Genomic DNA, 19,466 nt, shown 5'->3' with positions numbered 1-19,466 from the left:
AAGGTGATGAATATGTATTTTGTATATAAGAATCGAAAGGTTTTTTATAATATAGAAGGATCAGGTCCAGTCATATTGTTTTTACATGGGCTTGGAGGAAACGCAAATAATTGGTTATATCAAAGGCAATATTTTAAGGGGAAATGGACAGTGATCTCACTTGATTTACCAGGACATGGAAAATCTGGAGGGCTAGAAATTAACTTTAAAGAATATGTAAATGTTTTGTATGAGTTATGCAATTATTTAAAGTTACAAAAAGTAGTCATTTGTGGACTTTCAAAAGGGGCTAGAGTAGGTGTTGATTTTGCTATCCAATATCCAGAATGTGTTTCTAGCTTAATTATTGTAAATGCATTTCCCTATTTGGAGCCTGAGGATCGAAAGAAGCGGCTTGAAGTATATGATTTGCTTAGCTTACATGATAACGGGAAAAAATGGGCGGATACATTGTTGAAGGCGATGGGAGTAGCGAATAATGAAGTAATTGTCAGGGGATTTTATCAATCTTTACAGTTTATTAATCCGGTGCATATTCAAAGATTATTTGCTGAATTAGTAGATTATGATCAAAGACCATTTCTTTCGAATATTACATGTTCCGTTTTAATTATAAGAGGGGAAAATGATGATTTTGTCCCCGAGAAATATGTAAGAGAGTTTGAAAGCCGTTTGAAAAATACAACTTTTATTGAGTTTAAAAATAGTGGACACTTACCTTATTTAGAAAAGCCAAGTAGCTTTAATATGACAGTAGAAAGATTTTTAAATCATGTAATTAATTAATACTATTATTACAGTCAATACTGTTATTAGTGAGTAAAATATAGTTAGTTTTGAGAGGGGGCAACTATATGGAATGGAAACCAAATCGTGCAGATAAGACACCTGTATATAAACAAATTGCGGATTATATTGAAAGAGGCATTTCTTCAGGCGAATTTCCTTCTGATAGTAAGTTACCTTCTGAGCGTATGTTAGCAAAGAAATTACAGGTGAACCGGAGTACAATAGTAGCTGCGTATGAAGAATTAAAATCACTTGGAGTAGTAGAACGACAAAAGGGAAGCGGAACACGGGTCAATACAGATATATGGGGTGTCTCACATAAACGAATACCGAACTGGGGTAGGTACGTGGAGGATGGATCGTTCTTACCTAACGTACCACTCGTTCAACAAATTCGAACGGAAACACAAAAAGATGATTTAATTAATTTAGCAAGTGGTGAACTGTCACCAGAATTAATTCCAAGTGATAGATTTCGAACAATTTTGTCGGAGAAAACATTTATGGAAAACCTCGGCTATGACCATCCACTTGGAAATGAGATGTTGAGAAAAACAATTGCAGCACATGTTCAGCAATATAAACAAATTGAAGCAGATTCAAGCTCTATTCTTATTACGTCAGGAGCACAACAGGCGCTTAATCTTATCGTTCAATGTTTATTAAAACCTGGCGATGCGATTGCGATTGAAGATCCGTCATATTGTTTTTCGCTTCCAATGTTTAAATCGGCCGGTTTAAACATATTTCATTTACCTGTTGATGAGCATGGAATGAATCCAGATGACTTAATAGATTTGCACAAAAAGCATCGCATTCGTATGGTATTTTTGAATCCAGATTATCAAAATCCAACAGGTACTGTGCTTTCATTAGCGAGACGTAAAAAAATTTTAGAACTGTCTTCTGAGTTCGGTATACCAATTGTAGAAGATGATCCGTATAGTTTAATTTCTTTTAATGGAGAAGTGAACCCGACATTAAAATCAATGGACCAAAATGGAAATGTTCTTTATATAAGTTCATTATCAAAAATTGTTGCATCAGGATTACGTATTGGATGGATAATTGGTCCTACACGTGTAATTGAGCGTTTAGCAGATGCAAAGCAACAAGTTGATTTTGGCCATAGTGTATTTACGCAGTGGGTAGCAAATCAATTTTTAGAATCAAAGGATTTTCATACACATATTGCGATACTTCGTGGACAATTGAAGCAAAGAAGAGATGAATTAATTGCAGAGCTTGAAGGAACATTGGGAGACCGAGTTGAATGTTTCGTGCCAGAGGGTGGAATACATGTATGGTGTAAAGTGAAAGGAAAGTTTGATGAATATCACTTATTAGGTGAATCTATACTGAATGGTGTCGCATTTGTTCCGGGCAGTGTTTTAGGTTCGAAAAATGAATATATACGATTTACGTTTGGTAGAGCGAATATAGAACAAATTCAACTTGGAATTAAACGGTTTGCCGACACGCTACATGAGATTTCATAATATGGATGTGTGATAGTGAAATGAGGGAAAGAAATGAAGTACGTGACGCTTTTACTTCAAGTAGGCGTGCTATATGTATTTAGCCTAGTGGGTACGTGGATTCAAGGAGTATTCCATCTATCAATGCCAGGAAGTTTAATAGGGATGTTAATGCTGTTCCTGCTCCTTTCCACTCGCATTTTACCGTTAAAATGGTTTGAGTTAGGTGCGGAAAAGTTAATCGTATTTTTACCGTTATTTTTAATCCCTTCGACAACAGGGCTGATGGAATACGGGTCTTTTCTTTTCAGTAAGGGGAGTATTATATTCCTTTTAGTAGTTGCAAGTACTGTAGTAACTTTGATTGTTTCAGGGTATATAAGTCAATTATTAATAACAACAAAAAAATAAAATCGACAAGGTGCACGATTCAAATGGTCTTAATTATTATTACTGTAGCAATTTATTTCTTGGCGACAAAGCTATATGAAAAATTTACGTTTGCATTTACGTTACCGGTGTTAACAGTTACGGCAATTATGATTTGTTTATTTTTCATTTTTGGTATTTCTCATCATGAGTATAGGGAAAATGGAGGAGACATTCTTTCAAGCTTATTGAGCCCTGCAATTGTAGCATTAGCCATACCTCTATTTAAAGAGCGAAAGATACTTATGAAAAATTTTTTATCGATACTTATTGGAGTAGTGATAGGTATAGTGGCTGTAACGAGTATGAATGTAGTGATTGGCGGAATTTTAAATATAGATAAGGAACTTATATTAACTACTTTACCACAGTTAGCAACGATGCCTATTGCCCTATCATTAGCGGATCAAATTGGTGGTATTCCATCTATGACTTCTAGTTTTGTAGTTGTTGCAGGAATAACAGGCGCTATGATCGGACCAACAGTACTTAAGTTTTTCAGTATAACAAGTACGATTGGAAAAGGAGTTGGAATGGGCTGTGCATCACATATTATCGGTGTGAGCCGTCTCGTGAAGGAAGGCGAGAAAGAGGCGACAATCGGTTCGGTGACGATGATTGTAACTGGAATACTCATTAGTATATTCATACCGTATGGAACGAAATTTATATTTTAAAATGTAATGGAGATGATGAAAATGACAACATGGTTTATAGTTACATTATTTATTTTTGGCGCTCTTAAAGTGCTAGTTTCTAGTATGCCCACTTCTGTTGTAGAATCAATTATTAGTAGATTTGAATTGCATCAAAAGCTTGAGGCGGAAAATACTTCTATATCGATAGATGGAAAAAATATAGAGGGAGAAATGAAACTACAAGTTATTCATGAATTTAATGAGGCTTTGTTTTTAGATAAACATTATTTCCCGCCGCACGGAGAAGGGACACCAATAGTCATTGATACGAAGAAAGGGAATAAAGAGATTAGATTTTCTCTATATAGCTATGAGGAACATGTTGATGTCATTAAGCAATATAAGAAGAAAGTCGTTGCCTATCGTTTACGCTCTAAAAGCCTTCAAACATTGGCACCATTAGCAATAACGGAAGAGTATGCTTAAGAAGGGACCTATAATGGTCTCTTTATTTTTTTATCCAATTATATACGTTCCAAATAAAAGAATGAAAAATCATATAACCAAATAAAGAATATGTATGGTTCCAATTCGCACTATGTACAAATAAACCTAAACTTTCAGCAACCTGTTCAAAAAGGCTAGCACAAATACCGATTGAAATAATAAATAAAATTCTAGAAACTTTAGATAATTTTTTTGAAATGTGTATAAAGATAACTGTTAAAATCGGCAGTACGAACAATGTAAAAGCTATATTAACCGAAAATGTGGATGAGAAGGGCCTAGCCGGAAAGGAATATATTTGTTTATGAACAAAAAAGGCATCTAAGCAAGTTCCAATAATAGAAGAGAGAAAGATTGTAACTACTAATGCTAGAAACTCATTCTTCTTCTCGGAGGAGGACATTTTTCTTTGCGAGAATGGCGAGTTCAATTTTTTCGAGTGTTTTGCAGTAGTCTTCTGTAATTTGTCCATTTATATTTTCCTCCTTATCAACTAAGTAATTTACAACTTGCCAATCGGTAAACCAATCTTCACTGTCAACTTCTTCATGCTTCATATCTCGCCATGCATAGATGAGTGCAGGGCTGTATATGCGATAAGCGCCATTTCGTAACTGGCATTTCTTTATTCGGCGCTTATAAAACTCACGGGAAAAAGATTCATTTACACTTGAAAATAAATGGGGCCAGTAATCTTTCCTTGATCCTGTATGTGGATGGTGTTGAGCCCAGCTTATTATTTGAGATAAAACATGTGTATCTCGAAATAATAATGAGTACAATCTTTTTCCGATTAATATCCGTTCATGTAAGGAAGTGAAATGTTTCATTGTATCACCAAATAGTAATACTTTTTGTTTCTTATCATTTTCGTAGAATGGGAAAAGAATATGATTAAACTGAAAGAAATCAAAGAGTTTAAATCCAATACTATTTAGTACAGTCTTTTTAAATTGTACATTTTGAATCACTCTTTTTTCTAAGTAGTTTTGTTCATTAATAATAGTTGCAATCGCTAAAGTTTTTTTGTTACCTGTTTTCCAAAAATGGTTCCACATCGTTTCCATAAATGTAGAAACATTTAGGTGAGAAAGAAGGTGAAATAACTTTTGTGATCTCTTTACACTTTGTTCGTAAAGTAAAAATTGAGGGTATACATCTTGGAAAATAAGCCAATTCCCTCTTTCTAAAAAAGAAAAAAATATGAATTGATCTTTCTCTGATAAAATTCTCGTATATAAATCCCCCTTTAAATCAGTCATATTCCAACCGCCGTTACGTGATACCATATGTCCAAGCAGTGCCCAATGTATTTCTGGATATTGAATGTAAAATTGGTAGTATGCGCGTGTTCTTGTAACATTATTTTTATTTAGCTGTTCTGTTTGTATTTTTATTTTGTTGATGATGAGTTGTTCTTCTTTCGTTAATTTATACATGGTGTCAGAAGGAATAAGCTTGCTTTTTTGTTTTAATTCATTTTTTACGTCGAATAGGGAGAGAGGCAGTGCTTTGGAAGGTCCGTTATATGTATGATTTGAATTGCTTCGGTCCATTCCGTTACCTCCCTTTTTCATAAATTTAAACATGATTATTGGCTATGAATCATTCTATTTATTTTATTACGAGTATAAGAAATAAATGAGCGGTGTTTTTTTACAAGGAATTTATTTATATTTATCATGCAAACAGTATAAAAAATCTTACTGTTGTGAGGTGAAATGAAAAACAGAAACTATGTTTAATAGTTTCTGTTTTTTTATTTTGTCAATTAAATGTAACAAACGACGATTATGATTCGAATCAATTGAAAATAATTCAATAAATATTATTTAAATTGAGATGTTTCGTAGGAGGAAAAAGAATGTTAAATAAAATAATTTTAATTACTGGTGGGACAGGTTCGTGGGGGCATGAACTTATAAAACAATTATTAGAAAAATCACCGAAAGAAATTAGAATTTTTTCAAGAAATGAAACGGTTCAGTTTGAAATGCAGCAAAAGTATATAAATGATGATAGGTTAAAATTTATTATTGGAGATATTCGTGATAAAGATCAACTAGTCTATGCTTGCCAAGGTGTACATTATGTGTTCCATCTTGCAGCTTTAAAACATGTTCCAGTATGTGAGTATTATCCTTATGAAGCTATAAAAACCAATATACATGGTACGCAAAATGTAATTGAAGCCTCTATACAGATGCAAGTTGAAAAAGTTATATATGTTTCAACGGATAAAGCAGCCGATCCATCAAATACGTATGGGATGACAAAAGCAATTGGTGAAAAATTAATGGTTCATGCGAATATACAAACGAAGAAAACAAAATTCATTTGTGTTCGTGGTGGAAATGTTTTAGGAACGAGTGGAAGTGTAGTACCACTTTTTAAACAACAAATTAAAAGATCTTCACCAGTAGGGATTACCGATGCGAATATGACTAGATTTTTCTTAACAGTTGAAGATGCTGTTGGATTGTTATTTAAAGCAGTATATCAAGGTAGAGGCGGGGAAATCTTTGTTATGAAAATGCCGGCATGTAAAATAACAGATTTAGCAGAAATATTAATTGAAGATTCAAAAAAAGAAAATATTAAGGTGAAAGAGGTAGGGATAAGACCGGGTGAAAAATTAAGTGAAATGCTTCTATCTGAGGTAGAGAGTAAAACAAGTATAAGTTTTGATCAAAATTATTTTGTGGTACTACCGACGATTCCTATCGAAGGACTTCAAGAATATTATTCTAGCTATCCGCTAGTGGATGTGAAGAGTTTTAGTTCTCAACAAGACTTGCTTGCAAAACATGAGGTGAAACAAATGCTATTAAAAGGAGGGTTTTTGCGATGAAAAAAAATGCGAGCCTTTTAATAACTGGTGCAAATGGTTTCACAGGACGCCATGCTTGCCACTATTTTTTAGAGCAGGGCTTTCATGTAATTCCTATGTTTCAAAATCGTGCACATAGAGAAAAAATTAGAAATGGTATTACGTGTAATTTAACTAATAAGAGCGAAGTAATGAAGGTAATGAAACAAATAAAGCCAGACTACGTATTGCATTTAGCAGGAAGGAATTCGGTTATAGAATCTTGGACAGCTGCTCTTGAGTATATAGAGATTAATGTAATAGGAACGTTATATTTATTAGAAGCAATTAAGCAAGAAGCCTCGCATTGTAGAACATTAGTTATAGGATCTGCTTTGCAAGCAGATAGTATGAACGAAATAAAAATTTCAAATCCATATAGTTTAAGTAAAACGATGCAAGTCATTATCGCAGAGGCTTGGGGAGGATTAATGGATTCAAATATTATCATTGCAAAGCCCTCAAACTTAATTGGTCCAGGGGAATCGAATGGCATTTGTTCGATTCTCGCAAAGAAAATGATAGATATAGAATCAGGTAGAAGTAAAGCCATTATTGAAGTAAACAGTTTGAAAGATAGTAGAGATTTTCTAGATGTACGTGATGCGATTAAAGCGTATCATGTGTTATTACGAGATGGAATAAATGGAAAACAATATAATATCGGATCAGGAGTAAAACAATCTTTATTAAATGTACTAGAACAATATAAAGAATTAACACAGCTAAATTTTTTTATAGAGGAAACAGGGAAAAGTGGGAGCGACTCAAATGAGAGTTTAGCAATAGAGGAAATAAAAAGGTTAGGTTGGATCCCAGAAATTGAATTTCATCAATCATTAAAAGATGTACTTGAGTATGCGAAGTGTAGTGACATCTGCATGCAATGAAAAACAAAAAAGGGTGTAAGAAATATATGAATGATTATGAAATAATAGATAATCAAAATACGCTATTTCTTTCAATTGTTGATACGTTGGATTGGAGAGATGAAGAAGCGCATGTATTGCGTCTGTATGAGGCAATACATAAATATCAAGCGTATGTAGAAGAAAAAAGGGTTAATCAAATAAAGTCAGCATTAGAGACGGAAACTAGGTATGTGATTCAAATCTTTGCTCAATACGAGTGTAGTGAGTATGGAAATGATTTTTATGAACTCATTAACGATCTTTTACAAGATATAGAGGTGGAGTTAAAGATTTATATAAAAAATAATAAGTTTATTTACATTTAAAAGGTAAAGAGAAAGCTAGATTTTTAATAATAAAGGTGGGTATAAGTTATGAGCAAAACGATTCTTTTTACTGGGGGCGGTACAGCCGGACACGTTATGATTAATATTGTATTAATTCCTAAATTTATAGAGAAAGGCTGGAGAGTCGAGTATATTGGATCCAAAAATGGAATTGAAAAATCATTAGTGCAAAATGTTAAATACAATAGTGTTTCAACGGGAAAGCTTAGGAGATATTGGGATTGGGAGAATTTTAAAGATCCTTTTAAAATTATACGCGGTTGTTTACAAAGTTATAATTTAATTAAGAAAACAAAGCCTGACGTTATCTTTTCAGCAGGAGGATTTGTTTCAGTTCCTGTAGCTATAGGAGCATGGTTAAATCGTGTGCCTATAATTATACGTGAACCAGATAGCACATTAGGGCTTGCCAATAAAATAGCATTACCTTTTGCTACAAAGCTATGCACAACATTTCCTCAGACAGGAGAAAATGTAAGTAATGAGAAGAAGGTTTATGTAGGACCAATTGTAAGGGAAGAAATTGAGAAGGGTAACGTATTACGAGGAAGAAGATATTGTGAATTTCAGCAAGATAAACCAGTATTATTAATTATGGGTGGGAGTCAGGGTGCTAAGTGGATAAATGATATGGTAAGGGAATGTGTAGATACAATACTATTAAACTTTAATATTATTCATATATGTGGTAAAGGGAAGGTAGACCCATCTATTGGCATGGAGGGATATATGCAATTTGAATATATAGGCGACGAGTTGCCGCATATACTAAATATGGCAAGTGTTGTAGTTTCTAGAGCGGGTTCTACTGCTATTTCTGAATTGTTATTTTTGAAGAAACCGATGTTGCTTATCCCGTTAACTAACAGTTCCAGTAGGGGAGATCAAGTTTTAAATGCTGAATATTTTTCACGGCAAGGATATGCGGAAGTTATACTCCAAGACAGAGTAAGTACGAATACATTTATACATGCAGTAAATAAGTTGTATACAAATAAGGAGAAATATATTCAAAACATGAATGGATATAAGAAAACAAATGATGAGGGAATTCATCAAATAATAGATATAATAAATGAAGTGGTGAAGTAATAGAAATGTAAATAGAAAAACAAAAGGAAAGAAGGTATCTTCTTTCCTTTTTGCTATATTTGTTCTAATTAGTTATGTACTATGGGTGAATGCCGTTTTCTAATAGCTCAGTAAATGCATGAATATGGATAGGTTTACTGTAATAATAACCTTGAATAAACTGACATTTATTTTTTTGAAGGAAATTTACGTGCTCTTTCGTTTCTACACCTTCAGCAATGACAGACATTCCTAATGTATTTGCTAATGTGATGATCGTTTTAATAATTTCCATTCCATCATCACATGTTTCAGACATTGTAATAAATTCTCTCGGGATTTTTAACGTATCAATTGGATACAAAGGTAAGTAGGCTAGCGAAGAATAACCTGTACCAAAATCGTCGATAGAAATGTGAATCCCTAAACTTTTTAGTGTACGCAGTTTTATCAATGTTTCTCGCTCATCCATCATTGCAATTCGCTCTGTTAATTCAAGATCAAGAGAGCTTGCTGGTAAACCTGTATTTGTTAAAGTAGAAGAAATAGATTTTACAAAATCCTCTTGTTCAAATTCCTTAGCAGATAAATTTACACCTATTTTTAAATGTGAATATCCGAGTGCGTGCCAACGTTTCATTTGTTTACAAGCCTGCTCTAATGTCCATTTACCTATTGAAATAATTTGTAGTGTTTCTTCTGCAATCGGAATAAACTCGTATGGAGAAATAATACCTAATTCAGGATGATTCCACCTAATTAAAGCTTCTGCACCGATAATTTTATTAGATTCACTATCAACTTGAGGTTGATACAAAAGGAACAATTCTTCATTTTGTAGTGCGTTTGGTAAATCTTTTTCTAATCGCAATCGTCTTTCAATTTTTTTAGCGATTACATCGTCATAAATAGATACAGAGTTAAGTTCTTTTGCTTTTGCATCATACATTGCAACATTAGCGTTTTTCAGAAGTGTAGCGGTATCGATTCCGGAATGTGGATAAATAGCGATGCCGATACTCAGTGATAAAGTTAATTTATGCTCATGTATGATAAATGACTTTTTCATGCATTTAAATAATTGGTTACATAATTGGAATAAGTAATCTTCGTCAGTATAGTTTTCAATTATGATTGTAAATTCATCGCCACCGATTCTTGAAAGATGAGTATGTGATGGAAGACATGATTGGAATCGCTTTGCTACTTCTTCTAATATGTAATCTCCTGATGAATGTCCAAGTGTATCGTTAATTGCTTTAAAGCGATCTAAATCTAAATATAATAATGCAAACTCGCTTTCTGTTATTTCAGCATTTTTTATAACTCTCTTTAATTTCTTATGGAAAAAGGCACGGTTACCAATTTTCGTTACAGTGTCATGGAATGCTAAATATTTTATTTCTTCTTGCTGTTTTTTTAGTGCAGTAATATCTTTCACCATAATATAGCTTCCTGAAATTTGTCCGTCTATTATAATAGGAATGATTGTAACGTATAAAAAATAAGTAAAGCCATCTTTATATTGAGAACTAAGTTGTAAGAATGCCGATTCTTGTTGTTTCACTTTTTCTAATGCCAATGCTAGCTTATGCTTATCTTCATCTAAAATGATCGAAAAACAAGTTTCACCTAGTAACTCATCCGTTGGTGCCCCAAGTAGTACACTCCCAGCCTTATTTACATTTAAGAATATTCCATTTAAATCAATGGTGAAGATAGGGTCAGGATGATATTCATATAATGATTTAAACTTTTGCTGTTTTTGAGAAAGAGCCTCTGATTTATGAACTAAATCAGACGTCCGTAAAGTAACTTTTTCTTCTAGTTGGGCATTAAATGCCTGCAAACGTTTTGTTAAGGAATTGTTTTGCATACGTACGATAGAATGACGAATGAGTACGAAAATAAAAGTAATACAATTTCCTGTAATGAGAGTTGAAGATGATGTTTGTTCTTTTAATGTAAACCCGATTAGTATTGCAACAGCAAGATAGGGAAATACAACTAAAGCTTTTTTTCCTATTATAGGGTTTACAAGGAAATAATTTTTATGGCTATTATGATCTTCTGAAATAGAGCCAGCTATTGCAATAAGTAATATAGGTATTCTATATAAAAGACGTAATAATATTATCGTTTCAGTTGATAAGTGGTTATTTAAGTAAAAATAAATATAGTTAAAAGTTGCAGAACTTATTAATACAAAAATAAAGATATAAATTTTCCGTTTGGAATTAAAAATTGTTGGACGGAAAATGAGACTAACACCTAGCAGTAGAAATAATAAATCTGCAATTGGGTATAAAAATGAAAGGAAAACATCTCCTAGTGAAAGAGCGAATATATTTAAATTTGGTTGATTAAATAAATACCATTCTAATGTAAATATGGAAGTAAGCACTATGCATATATCACAAATAAAGAACGCTTTTTCCCATTTATTGCATTCCTTTAAGATTTTATAGCAGAAAGCGATAAGACAGAAAAATAGAAAAAACATGTAAAATACATCAGAAACCGTAAAACGATGTATTGGAATTTCGAAGAAGCTATCTTGATATGTATATACTATTTTCCCTAATAAAAAACTACCAATTGCTATTGTAATACATATCCAAAACGGATTTGAACTGACTTTTTTAGAATATATAGAGTAAATCAGTGATACAAATGTAATGGCTTCAACGACAAGTGAAGCGAAGCATACATCTGAATTTGAAAAATGAGTAGGGAATAGATAGAAAAACATAAAATAGATTGAATAGCATATTAATGTTCCGATTAATATACATAATTGTAAATTTTTATTTAATTTCAATGAAATCACCTTCTTTAATTATGCACTATGTTCGTTATATCTATACATAATAATATTATTTAAGAATTGTATCAGATTTCCTTATAAAAATCATGTTTATAAGGAAAGTGTTAAAGAGTGTAAGTATTCTTAAGGTTGGAAAAATATTGCGGTTGATAGTACAGACTGTATCAAGACTTTAAATAGAAATTGTATATTTAGTCATCCTTTGAATTGTAAAGTTTTTTTAGTGATTTGTAAGTGGAGATGCAAAATTGCATATAAAATGATGAGTATCTTTTTTTGGTGAGCTTTTTATTTTTAATCTGAAAATTAATATTTGTGAAAATGTTGAGAAAAGATATAAAATAAGAACGTGTATTCTTACAGAGTGGAATAGTATTGCCACTAAATAGGGAGGCTTTTTTATGATATATCGAATTAAAGATGCAGAAATATACTATGAAATTGTGGGAGAGGGTAAACCGGTCATTATCATACATGGCTGCGCCCCTGACCATAGGTTAATGATGAAATGTATGGAATCAGTATTTCAGAAATATGAAGGTTATAAGCGAATATATATTGATTTACCTGGAATGGGAAAATCGAATGCTCCAAATTGGATAAATAGTTCAGATCGTATAGTAGAAGTGCTTATCACATTTATTGAGGAAATCATTTCTACTGAAAAATTTTTATTGGTAGGAGAATCATATGGAGGCTATTTAGCCAAAGGTATACTTGCAAAGATGTTTGAGAGAGTTAGCGGATTACTATTAGTATGTCCTGTTGTTGTAGCGGAGCCAGAAAAAAGGATTCTTCCATATAAACAGGTAATTGTACAAGATGAGGAATTTTTAAATACGCTCACTTCCACAGAAAGAGAGGAATTTTGTGAGTTAGCTGTAATAGCAAATGAATATACATATAAGCGATTTAAAGAAGAAATTAAGCCTGGGTTAGATGTTGCTAATTATGAATTTATTGAAAGGTTGCAAAAGAATTACTCTCTTACTATGGATTTTCAGCATGAAAAATATGAAAATCCCGTTCTTTTACTGACTGGAAGACAAGATATATCAGTAGGTTATCAAAATATTATAGAAATTATTGAAGAATATCCAAGGGCAACATTAGCAGTGTTAGATATGGCAGGGCATAATTTGCAAATTGAGCAGCCTGAATTATTTGAGAGTTTAGTAGGAGAATGGATTAGACGAACAAATCAGCACAGTTTATAAAGTATTTTAGTATTACCCCTAAGTGTTGAAATGGGATAAATGAACGTGATTTATTAACTTATCTCGCTATTTGCCGGGCAGCCCGATTAGTGAGGGCTGATTAAAGTTTCACTTTATAAAAAATTTTAAGGAGAAATTATGAGCACATATATTTATATGGTTAGACATGGTGAATCACCAAAACTAGAAGGAAATGAAAGAATGCGTGGATTAACTGAGAGGGGACATATGGATGCCCGTAGAGTAACTGACATATTAAAAGCGGAGAGGATTGATACTTTTATTTCCAGTCCTTATAATCGGGCTATGCTAACGATAGAGGAGTCAGCTAATTTCCATGAAAAAGAAATAGTAGTATATGAAAATCTTAAAGAGTGTATGTTTTCAAGTGAGGATCAGGTTATATCAGACAAAGAGGTGTATCCACTTGTACAGAAGATGTTCTCTAATCCGGACTTTGCACGAACGGAAGGAGAGTCATATGCAGATTGCCAGAGAAGAGTAGTGAAAGTATTAAAAGAAATCTTAATGGATTTTCGAGGATGCAAAATTGTAATTGGTACACATGGGCTTGTCATGACATTAATGATGAACTATTTTGATAAACAATATGGTTTTGAATTTTTAATGAATACGTCAAAACCGGATATATATAAGATGGAATTTAAAGAAGAACAATTAATGAATGTAGAGAGATTATGGAAAGCTGAATAAAATTAGTTGCATGGATTTTGTTGTAAAAGTTACTTTTATAGCAAAGTCTTTTTTTGAATAGAAAGCATCTTTATCAACTATTGTTAGAATGTTAAATAAATAAGTAATTATTCAGTCTTTGAATAAATTATGGAGAAATTGGTTTAGGGAAACAATTTTAAATGTGTCAAAATTCCAAACGTTGGATTTATATTCAATAGGAGAAAAAGATGTAGAATTTTGTCTTACAGTCCCCGTTTACTTTTCATTTCATTACATATAGGCTTTGTGGTGTAAGGGAGGACATTGCCTTTACGTAAAATCTATAAGGAGGTCATTGTAATGAAACAGATTAAAAAGTTTGCGGGAGTTGCTTTAGCAGGTACGATTGGATTAAGTGGACTACTGTTTTTAGAACCAAGTGTAAGCGTTGCGGAAGCACAGCAAGTGAAAGTAGAAAATTTCAATACAATTGATGTAACGATGAATCTAAATGAATTGTATGTATTAAGTGGCAGAAGCATTGATATTCTTTCTGGAGATAAAGAAGCAATTCAGTTAAATAAATACACAATTAGTTTTAATAAACCTGGGAAGTATGTGATTAAAGTAAATGGCTGTATTTATGATGATGTATATACTTTTATTGTAAATGAGTAGTATATATTCTTAAATTGCGAGATAAAAACAGCAACACCCTATTTGCGATGAGAGTCGTAAATAGGGTGGATTTATTTGTATTAAGCTGTACTTTAAATATGTTCGCTAATTTTCTTTTTGTTATGTAAAAGTGTTAACAATGTAAATGAAATATACATCTTCACAGTCAAAAAAGTTAAAATATTTCGTTTTAAGGATTATAATGGAGGGAGGAACATAAAAGGGAGTGAATGAACTTGAAACAAGAACTTATTGAAAGATTTACGAGATATGTAAAAATTGATACGCAATCAAATGAAGAAAGTCATACAGTACCAACAACACCAGGACAAATTGAGTTTGGTAAGTTATTAGTGGAAGAGCTAAAAGAAATTGGTTTAACAGAAGTAACGATGGATGATAATGGCTATGTAATGGCAACACTTCCAGCTAATACGGACAAGGATGTTCCTGTAATCGGATTTTTAGCCCATTTAGATACGGCAACAGACTTTACAGGGAAAAACGTCAAACCACAAATTCATGAAAATTTTGATGGTAATGCAATTACGTTAAATGAAGAGCTAAATGTTGTGTTAACACCAGAGCAGTTCCCGGAATTACCATCATATAAAGGACATACCATTATTACAACTGATGGTACAACACTTCTAGGAGCAGATGATAAAGCTGGTCTTACAGAAATTATGGTTGCAATGAACCATTTAATACATAATCCGCAAATTAAGCACGGGAAAATAAGAGTAGCATTTACACCGGATGAAGAAATTGGTCGTGGGCCAGCGCATTTTGATGTAGAAGCGTTTGGTGCATCATTCGCTTATACGATGGATGGAGGTCCATTAGGTGGTTTAGAGTATGAAAGTTTTAATGCTGCAGGTGCTAAGTTAACGTTTAACGGAACGAATACACATCCTGGAACAGCGAAAAATAAAATGCGCAATGCTACTAAACTGGCTATGGAGTTTAACGGGTATTTACCAGTAGAAGAGGCGCCAGAATATACAGAAGGCTATGAGGGATTCTATCATTTACTTTCTTTAAATGGTGATGTTGAGCAAAGTAAAGCGTATTATATTATTCGAGACTTTGATCGTGAAAATTTTGAGGCACGTAAAAATAACGTTAAAAATATTGTGAAGACTATGCAAGAAAAATATGGCGAAGATGCAGTCGTTTTAGAAATGAATGATCAATACTATAACATGCTTGAAAAAATTGAACCGGTAAGAGAAATTGTTGATATTGCATATGAAGCAATGAAAAGTTTAGACATTGAACCAAATATTCATCCGATTCGCGGAGGCACAGATGGATCACAATTATCATATATGGGATTACCGACGCCGAATATTTTCACTGGTGGTGAAAACTATCACGGTAAATTTGAGTATGTTTCGGTAGATACTATGGAAAAAGCTGTTCAAGTTATTGTGGAAATTGCAAGACGTTTTGAGGAGCAAGCTTAAAAAAGAACCAAGTAGTACGAATGTGCTACTTGGTTCTTTTAATATAGTACTCGCCACAAATAAAAAGTCGCATAAGACTCCCAATTAGCCCAGTTTGCCGCGAAATCTTTTATTTCATTTTTAGTCGGTTTATTTTCGGAACCTGTTATAAATTTAATTGCATTATGCAGACCAACATCATCAATTGGAAAAGCTGAAGGAAATCTTAAACAACGCATTAAAACATAGTTGGCAGTCCATGGTCCTATACCATGGATAGCGGTTAATTGTTTCTCAGCAACCTTTACATCTTGTGTTTGCAGTAAATCCTCTTTTAATAGTTTTCTCTCTGTAATAAGCTTCGCAATACCGATTAAATATTCACATTTTCTAGTCGTCATTTTTAATTGTTGGAGATCTTCTACATGTAGATTTGCAATTGTTTCAGGTGATGGGAATATCCAATGCTTTCTACCGTCCCATTCTACATAACTTCCAAATTGCTCAACTAATCTTCTTTTTAGCGTATAAGCATATGTTAAGTTAATTTGTTGACCGATAATTCCCCAGGAAAGTGCCTCAAATAAGTCTGGAATACCTAAAGTACGAAGGCCGTAATATTGTTCAATTGGTCCTTGAAGGAGTAAATCATGTTTAGCTAATGTATAAAAGGGAGCTAAATCAGTAGTTAAATCAAACCATTCTTTTACATAGTTAGCTACAGCTTCACGTATCGATTTTTCAGATGTATATGATTCTTCTAAACAATGTATTTGAATATTGCCATCTGTATTCACACTAATTTCAACTAAAGGATTTACATCTTGAACAGGGATAACTTTATAAATTTTGTTATCTTCAATATGGAACATACATTCATTGTTAGAACGTGATAGATAACGTAAATTTTCTTGGAAACAAAATTCTTTTGGAACTGCTATAGATAATACGCTATTATATTCTGCTGTCATATGAATTCCACCTGCAACTTTTCTAATGTAAGCAATTTTTTCTTCATTTCTAATCCACCCCTAAATCCGGTTAGTTTCCCATTCTTCCCAATAACGCGGTGACAAGGAATGGTGATAAGAAGAGGATTAGCAGCAATAGCAGAAGCAACGGCGCGCACAGCTTTAGGTTTTTGAATTCTTTCAGCAATTTCTGTATAAGAATATGTCTTTCCATAAGGAATTTCACGTACCGTATTCCAAACAGATAATTGAAAATTAGTTCCATAAGCATCGATAGGGAATGTAAAAGTTTCTCGCTTGTTTTCTAAATACTCGATAACTTCTTTCGTATATATTTGCAAGTAATCTGGACTATGGATCAATATATGTTGGGGCAGTTTTTTTCTAGCCCATATATTTAATTCTTCAAAGTTTTCGTCTTGTGATCCAATGAAACATAGTCCATTTTCAGTTGCAGCAATATGAAATTGCCAATTTTTATGTGTAAGTAGCGTCCAATATATATAATTATTTTTGTAGGAATTCATTATCGTATCCCTCTTTCATCTCGTTCTTTTTTCGATATTCAGTAGGAGTAAATCCGGTTTTCTTTTTAAATAAAGTTGCGAAATATTCTGGGTTTTCTATCCCGACAGCAGTACTAATTTCTTTAATAGATTGATTTGTGTGTAAAAGGTATTCGGTTGCTTTAAGAATCCTGAATTGTTGTATATATTCTATAGGAGTTAGCCCTATTATTCTTTTGAAAGTACGTTGTAAATGAAAAGGGCTACCGTGACACATTTCCGCAAGCATGTCGAGAGTTAAAGATTTGTCATAATGCTTTTCGATATAGTCTTTAATTTGTTTTACCCACTCTTCATTAGGTAAAGTGATTCCATTTGGCTTACAACGTTTGCACGGGCGAAAGTTTTCACTTAATGCTTGCTCTGCATGATGAAAAATTCGTACATTGTTTCTATTCGGTATTCTTGATTTGCATGATGGTCTGCAAAAGATTCCAGTTGATTTCACAGCATAAAAGAATTTGCTATCATAGGAAGAATCATTATGAATAATTGCTTGCCAATACTCATTTGTTAATGTAACTCCTTCATTGTGCATAGAACATCACCTCTGAAATTAGTATAACCTGAATAAAGTGCGTATGTATGTATTCATAAATGTAAGAGCAAGATTACAAAGGTGAAAATATTGGATGGCGTTTAGATTATTTTGTTGTTTCGGAACGAATGAAAGACCAAATAACAGAAGCGAAAATTAATAGTGAAGTAATGGGGTCAGACCATTGTCCAGTTGAATTACATATAAATTTCTAAAAAAAAGAAGTATCTCCCTAATATTAGGGAGATACTTCTTTTTTTAATTCAGTTTGTTAAAATTTTTCAAATCATTCTTGAAATAATTTCATATTAAATATATACTTAGTAACGATAATCATTATCAGTGAAAATGATTATCAAGTGATGAAGGCGTAAAAGAATTATAGTCTAGGGGAAGTGAACGGGAATGAGTTCTGGATAAAATTATTAATCTAATGAAATATATATATGGGACAAGGTTCATATAGTTAAATTTTATTGAGAATATAGTTTGAAAATTCGAGAGGAGACATATAAAGATGAACAAGAAATTATTTACTTTAGGGATGGTTACAGTTTTAAGTGTAGGTTTAGCGGCATGTAATAGTGCGGATAAAACTTCAGGCGAGCAAAAACAACAGACAAAAGCTACGGAAACGAAAAAAGATGAAAAACGAAAAATCACATATTTAGGTAAAGAGTATACAGTGCCAGCAAAAGTAGATAAAATTGCGACAGCTAGTTTAGAGTCAATGGAAGATGCGGCAGTACTTGGAATTAAACCAGTTGGTGCCATTACTGTAGGTGGTAAATTACCAAAATATCTTGAAAAAGAGTTAGAAGGTGCTAAATCTGTTGGTGAGAAAATGCAACCCAATTTCGAAACATTACTACAATTAAAACCAGATGTTATTACATCGAGTACGAAATTCCCAGCAGAAACAGCTGAAAAGTTTACGAAAGTAGCTCCTACATTCCCGGTATCACACGTTTCAACAAATTGGGAAGATAACTTAAAGTTAATGGGAGAATTAACTGGTAAAAAAGATAAAGCAGAAAAAATTATTAAGGATTACAATTCGGACGCTGAAAAAGCAAAAGCAAAACTAGGAGATAAGTTAAAAGATAAAAAAGTACTTGTCATAAGACTAAGAGCAAATGAATTATTCCTATATCCAGAAGGAGTATACTTCAACCCTGTAATTTATAAAGATCTTGGACTAACTGCTCCAGAACAATTGAAAACTGTAAAAGCACAAGAGAAAATTTCATTTGAAAAACTTGCTGAACTTAACCCAGATTATATTTTCTTACAATATGAGGCAAGTGAAAATAAAAACCCGAAAGTGTTAGAAGAAATTGAAAGTAATCCAATTTGGCAAAGTATGAATGCTGCGAAGGAAAAGAAAGTATTTGTAAATGTTGTAGATCCAATGGCACAAGGTGGTACAGCTTGGAGTAAAACAGCATTCTTAAAAGAAGCCGTGAAAAATTTATCTAAATAATACAATAAGTAAGGTGCGTTGAAT

20 protein-coding genes and 1 pseudogene are annotated in these 19,466 nt (G+C 32.8%); 15 read left to right on the top strand and 6 right to left on the bottom strand.

Annotated elements, in window-relative coordinates; genetic code table 11:
- Positions 1–12 precede the first annotated feature (12 nt).
- The 5 genes from V6946_RS19830 to V6946_RS19810 all read left to right on the top strand — a co-directional run bounded on the left by V6946_RS19830 (position 13) and on the right by V6946_RS19810 (position 3,820).
- Positions 13–786 carry an alpha/beta hydrolase gene (locus V6946_RS19830; RefSeq protein WP_326302892.1) on the top strand — a complete coding sequence of 258 codons (774 nt, stop codon included), beginning with the start codon at positions 13–15 and terminating at the stop codon, positions 784–786.
- 68 nt (positions 787–854) lie between these two features.
- Complete coding sequence (locus V6946_RS19825; RefSeq protein WP_006922208.1) at positions 855–2,288, top strand: PLP-dependent aminotransferase family protein; 1,434 nt, start codon at positions 855–857, stop codon at positions 2,286–2,288.
- Positions 2,289–2,321: 33 nt separating this feature from the next.
- Positions 2,322–2,678 (top strand): CidA/LrgA family holin-like protein, encoded by a 357-nt coding sequence (locus V6946_RS19820; RefSeq protein ID WP_000878492.1) that lies wholly within the window; start codon positions 2,322–2,324, stop codon positions 2,676–2,678.
- 23 nt (positions 2,679–2,701) lie between these two features.
- Positions 2,702–3,373: an LrgB family protein gene (locus V6946_RS19815; RefSeq protein ID WP_006922209.1), complete on the top strand. Its 672-nt coding sequence runs from the start codon at positions 2,702–2,704 to the stop codon at positions 3,371–3,373.
- A 21-nt stretch (positions 3,374–3,394) separates the two neighbouring features.
- Entirely contained in the window at positions 3,395–3,820 is a 426-nt protein-coding gene (locus V6946_RS19810) for a YfmQ family protein (RefSeq protein WP_000214623.1), read from the top strand.
- A 22-nt stretch (positions 3,821–3,842) separates the two neighbouring features.
- Here V6946_RS19810 and V6946_RS19805 read toward each other — a convergent pair whose 3' ends face one another.
- Together V6946_RS19805 and V6946_RS19800 are read right to left on the bottom strand one after the other, a co-directional pair.
- Complete coding sequence (locus V6946_RS19805) at positions 3,843–4,244, bottom strand: CBO0543 family protein (protein ID WP_033692454.1); 402 nt, start codon at positions 4,242–4,244, stop codon at positions 3,843–3,845.
- Positions 4,219–5,397 (bottom strand): DUF2515 domain-containing protein, encoded by a 1,179-nt coding sequence (locus V6946_RS19800; RefSeq protein WP_000376164.1) that lies wholly within the window; start codon positions 5,395–5,397, stop codon positions 4,219–4,221. Before V6946_RS19800 ends, V6946_RS19805 begins: the two co-directional genes overlap by 26 nt.
- A gap of 308 nt (positions 5,398–5,705) precedes the next feature.
- Between V6946_RS19800 and V6946_RS19795 the strand changes: the two genes are divergently transcribed.
- Genes V6946_RS19795 through V6946_RS19780 form a run of 4 tightly spaced genes read left to right on the top strand, consistent with a single transcriptional unit; the run spans position 5,706 to position 9,060 of the window.
- Complete coding sequence (locus tag V6946_RS19795; protein ID WP_025709010.1) at positions 5,706–6,692, top strand: UDP-N-acetylglucosamine 4,6-dehydratase family protein; 987 nt, start codon at positions 5,706–5,708, stop codon at positions 6,690–6,692.
- Positions 6,689–7,600, top strand: a complete 912-nt coding sequence (locus tag V6946_RS19790) for an NAD-dependent epimerase/dehydratase family protein (RefSeq protein ID WP_000739075.1) — start codon at positions 6,689–6,691, stop codon at positions 7,598–7,600. The genes V6946_RS19795 and V6946_RS19790 overlap by 4 nt, the downstream gene beginning before the upstream one ends.
- The gene (locus tag V6946_RS19785) at positions 7,597–7,947 is read left to right on the top strand and encodes a DUF6572 domain-containing protein (RefSeq protein WP_015055176.1); all 351 of its coding nucleotides are present in this window, start codon (positions 7,597–7,599) and stop codon (positions 7,945–7,947) included. Before V6946_RS19790 ends, V6946_RS19785 begins: the two co-directional genes overlap by 4 nt.
- 48 nt (positions 7,948–7,995) lie before the next feature.
- Entirely contained in the window at positions 7,996–9,060 is a 1,065-nt protein-coding gene (locus V6946_RS19780; protein WP_000047564.1) for an undecaprenyldiphospho-muramoylpentapeptide beta-N-acetylglucosaminyltransferase, read from the top strand.
- A 79-nt stretch (positions 9,061–9,139) separates the two neighbouring features.
- Here the strand turns inward: V6946_RS19780 and V6946_RS19775 are convergent, their stop codons facing one another.
- Positions 9,140–11,860, bottom strand: coding sequence for a bifunctional diguanylate cyclase/phosphodiesterase (locus V6946_RS19775; protein WP_366981324.1), 2,721 nt, complete (start codon positions 11,858–11,860; stop codon positions 9,140–9,142).
- A 407-nt stretch (positions 11,861–12,267) separates the two neighbouring features.
- Between V6946_RS19775 and V6946_RS19770 the strand changes: the two genes are divergently transcribed.
- The 4 genes from V6946_RS19770 to pepT all read left to right on the top strand — a co-directional run bounded on the left by V6946_RS19770 (position 12,268) and on the right by pepT (position 15,905).
- Complete coding sequence (locus tag V6946_RS19770) at positions 12,268–13,083, top strand: alpha/beta fold hydrolase (protein WP_000640337.1); 816 nt, start codon at positions 12,268–12,270, stop codon at positions 13,081–13,083.
- A gap of 138 nt (positions 13,084–13,221) precedes the next feature.
- Complete coding sequence (locus V6946_RS19765; protein ID WP_000109179.1) at positions 13,222–13,797, top strand: histidine phosphatase family protein; 576 nt, start codon at positions 13,222–13,224, stop codon at positions 13,795–13,797.
- 321 nt (positions 13,798–14,118) lie between these two features.
- Positions 14,119–14,436 (top strand): hypothetical protein, encoded by a 318-nt coding sequence (locus tag V6946_RS19760; protein WP_000809495.1) that lies wholly within the window; start codon positions 14,119–14,121, stop codon positions 14,434–14,436.
- A 236-nt stretch (positions 14,437–14,672) separates the two neighbouring features.
- Positions 14,673–15,905 carry a peptidase T gene (pepT, locus tag V6946_RS19755; RefSeq protein WP_000807014.1) on the top strand — a complete coding sequence of 411 codons (1,233 nt, stop codon included), beginning with the start codon at positions 14,673–14,675 and terminating at the stop codon, positions 15,903–15,905.
- Positions 15,906–15,943: 38 nt separating this feature from the next.
- Here the strand turns inward: pepT and V6946_RS19750 are convergent, their stop codons facing one another.
- From V6946_RS19750 to V6946_RS19740, 3 genes are read right to left on the bottom strand one after another with little or no spacing between them, the layout of a single operon-like run.
- Complete coding sequence (locus V6946_RS19750; protein WP_000123520.1) at positions 15,944–16,855, bottom strand: DNA-3-methyladenine glycosylase 2; 912 nt, start codon at positions 16,853–16,855, stop codon at positions 15,944–15,946.
- Positions 16,852–17,382, bottom strand: coding sequence for a methylated-DNA--[protein]-cysteine S-methyltransferase (locus tag V6946_RS19745; RefSeq protein WP_001089833.1), 531 nt, complete (start codon positions 17,380–17,382; stop codon positions 16,852–16,854). Before V6946_RS19745 ends, V6946_RS19750 begins: the two co-directional genes overlap by 4 nt.
- Entirely contained in the window at positions 17,363–17,959 is a 597-nt protein-coding gene (locus V6946_RS19740; RefSeq protein WP_006922223.1) for a bifunctional transcriptional activator/DNA repair enzyme AdaA, read from the bottom strand. Before V6946_RS19740 ends, V6946_RS19745 begins: the two co-directional genes overlap by 20 nt.
- Positions 17,960–18,036: 77 nt before the next feature.
- On the opposite strand from V6946_RS19740, the pseudogene V6946_RS19735 reads away from it, so the two are divergent.
- Positions 18,037–18,174 (top strand): annotated as a pseudogene (locus V6946_RS19735) (exodeoxyribonuclease III); the annotation flags it as partial.
- 302 nt (positions 18,175–18,476) lie between these two features.
- Positions 18,477–19,442, top strand: coding sequence for an iron-hydroxamate ABC transporter substrate-binding protein (locus V6946_RS19730; protein ID WP_001035506.1), 966 nt, complete (start codon positions 18,477–18,479; stop codon positions 19,440–19,442).
- Positions 19,443–19,466 lie beyond the last annotated feature (24 nt).

It is taken from the genome of Bacillus sp. PPSBB_2 (genome assembly GCF_045291115.1).
Taxonomy (GTDB): Bacteria; Bacillota; Bacilli; order Bacillales; family Bacillaceae_G; genus Bacillus_A; species Bacillus_A cereus.
Note: the sequence above shows the minus strand (reverse complement) of the source record. Positions and strands in the feature narration are given on the sequence as shown.